At 37.6% G+C, this 2,927-nt stretch carries 3 protein-coding genes; all 3 read left to right on the top strand.

Translation table 11 applies throughout. From position 1 onward, the window contains the following. Window positions 1–893 (top strand): site-specific integrase (locus tag Q0Z70_RS13425; RefSeq protein ID WP_298075306.1); only part of this gene is annotated, 893 nt, incomplete at its 5' end. After that, window positions 886–1,914, top strand: coding sequence for a tyrosine-type recombinase/integrase (locus tag Q0Z70_RS13420; protein WP_192913173.1), 1,029 nt, complete (start codon window positions 886–888; stop codon window positions 1,912–1,914). The genes Q0Z70_RS13425 and Q0Z70_RS13420, both read left to right, overlap by 8 nt. Beyond that, a complete protein-coding gene (locus Q0Z70_RS13415; RefSeq protein ID WP_298075299.1) occupies window positions 1,877–2,920 on the top strand; it encodes a tyrosine-type recombinase/integrase in 1,044 nt (347 codons plus the stop codon). Before Q0Z70_RS13420 ends, Q0Z70_RS13415 begins: the two co-directional genes overlap by 38 nt. The last annotated feature ends 7 nt before the right edge of the window (window positions 2,921–2,927 follow it).

Raw genomic sequence — 2,927 nt, 5'->3', positions numbered from 1 at the left:
TTGTTGAAAGTATTTCTAAGACAATGAGATTTCACCAATCTACGAAAACGAGTTATTTATCTACCTTAAGTAATTTCTGTGTCAGAATGGATTTAGAAGGTATTGAAGCAGAAAGTCTCAATCGAAGCCATATAATATCCTTTATTTCCACTATGAGAAATAAAAGACGTTATGTGACCACACCATTGAAAAAATTTCTCTTTCACTTATATAATATAGGAATAGTCATGGAAGATTTTTCTCAGATGATGTTAGGGTTCAAGTCGGAACCGATTAAACTTCCTTCATACTTGACCGTTGAAGAAGAAAAAATCTTAGAAAAAAGCATCTGCCGTAATAGTTGTATAGGGAAAAGGAATTACGCCATGATACTTTTATCCACAAGACTCTGTATGCGTGGGTCAGATATTGTCAATTTGGAGTTCTCTAATATTAACTGGGACGATGGTTATATCACTTTTATGCAAGTAAAAACAGGCATTCCGCAATCATTGCCAATTCAAGAAGAAGTTGGTATTGCATTGATTGACTACATTAAAAATGCACGTCCCTTATGCAACACACGGAAATTATTTATTACGGCGAGAGCACCAATTAGACCAATGACAAGTAGTGGTTATACAGCAATTGTGGCAAGAGCGATAAGCCATGCAGGTATAAATACAGAGCTGCGCCATCATGGTTCTCACACCTTGCGACACAGTACTGCTACCGTCATGATGAATGAGGGAATCCCGATAACAACCATATCCAATGTATTGGGGCATACGACAACAGAAAATACGAAATACTATCTGAACATAGATATAAAGAGCCTATTGGAATGTTCTGGTAACGTGATAGAGGTACCAAGTGATTTTTATGAACAAAATGGAGGAATGTTTTATGAATGATACAATCTACAAATGTTTGCTTAAAGCAGAAATGCAAGCATTTCTTGGCGAAGTGCTTGCCAAAGGATATCAGGCAAAGCATATTAGAAGCGTACTTAAAGAGTTTGATGAATTTATGGTTGCTCATTATAAAAGCATGAAGACCGTGACTCTTGATATGTATGATGAGTGGTTCGAGACTAACATTCGATTAGACAAACATACCATATATCAGAAATCCACAGTTTTGATACGTTTTTTCAAGTATCTCGTGTCAATAGGTCATGAGTGTAGTATTCCACCAACTCCTCGATGGTTTAGGAATGATTATATACCACATATCTATACGCATGAGGAAATTTCGAGACTATTGAGCGCATGTGATTCGTTACGGCTTAAGGAGAATGTTCCTTCCTCTTGCCTTATGGCTATTCCGGCAATTGTTCGTACCCTATATAGCACAGGGATACGTATAGGGGAAGCACTTTCAATAAGGAACATTGATGTGGATTTTGATTGTCATTGCATTTCTCTGAATAAGACAAAAAACGGACGTCAACGACTTGTACCCATAAACGAATCCCTTGAAAATGTTCTCCGCCAATATATATCATATCGGAACAAGATTCCGTTGGATGGAATCGTCAGCAACGAGTCTTTTCTGTTTGTAAATGGTCTTGGCAACAAGATTCCGAAATGCAGTGTCAGCCGTTGGTTCATCATTGCGCTTGAAATGGCGGGGATAAGATATAACGGAAATGGAAAAGGGCCAAGACTGCATGATTTACGCCATACGGCTGCCGTACGTGCCTTTGAAAACCTCGTTTCTTCGGGAAAAGACCCATATAGCTGCATACCCCAAGTTGCATTATTCTTAGGACATACCAGTTATAAACAAAGTGAATATTATCTGCGACTTACCGCTGCAATGCATCCAAATTTAATCAAGATGGACGATAGTGTGGTTGGCGATATTATCAAAATCAATAAAATACTTGAGTACAATGAAAAACAAAAGATTAAAGAAGGTGAATTATATTAGTTTTCCAAAAGCTACAGAGAATTATTTTTGCAAGTATCTTGTTCATGAAAGACTGGCAAGTCGCAAGACCATCGAGGCGTATCGTGACGCATTCATCAGCTACATGAAATACATGGCAGAAAACAATCAAAACTCACCGGAAACTCTGACTCTTGCCGCATTAACCCGACAGAATATTGTGGGTTATATGATTTGGTTGGAAGAGAAGAATTTTGCGCCAAGGACAAGACGGCTTAAACTTGCAGCCTTGAAATCGTTTTGTTCATATCTTACATATATAGATCCTGTTCATTTGGAACAATGGCATGAGATTAAAGAGCTGAAAATAAACATCAAGCCAAAAGATTCCATCAAATATATTACAGTAGAAGCGATAACTTCTCTTTTAGAAAGCATTCCACTAGACACTCAAAAGGGTAGACGTGATTTTGCTTTACTCACCATAATGTACTATACTGGTGCAAGAGTAAACGAAATGATATTGATGTCTCCGGCAGACATCCGTATTAGCAAACCCTATATAATAAAGCTTCATGGAAAGGGGGACAAATCACGCCTTGTTCCGGTAAATGAAAGAGCCATAGAAATCTTGAAGTCGTATATGATTGAAAATGGACTTGATAAGGAAATAAAACAGAACTCTCCTCTATTCTTCAATTCATGGGGAGAGAATTTGACTGAACAAGGCATTGCTTACATCATTGACAAATATGTCTCAAACATGAGGAATATACGTCCAGACCTATTCAATGTAAGAGTAACACCCCATACATTCAGACATTCCAGGGCTATGCATCTGCTTCAATCTGGAGTAAACCTGATTTATATCAGGGATTTGCTTGGTCATGTTTCCATTCAAACTACTGAAATATATGCAAGGGCTGACGAAAGAGCCAAAAGGGAGGCGATTGAAAAAGCCTCTGAGAAAATAATGCCTCAATTATCACCAATAGAAAATTCTTGGAAAAAAGATAAAGGTCTAATGGAGTTTTTGCGAAGCCTATAATCTTAAT

The sequence above is a fragment of the uncultured Bacteroides sp. genome (assembly GCF_947632445.1).
Taxonomy (GTDB): domain Bacteria; phylum Bacteroidota; class Bacteroidia; order Bacteroidales; family Bacteroidaceae; genus Bacteroides.
The sequence above is the reverse complement of the archived record's forward strand: the minus strand, read 5'-3'. Positions and strand labels throughout refer to the sequence as shown.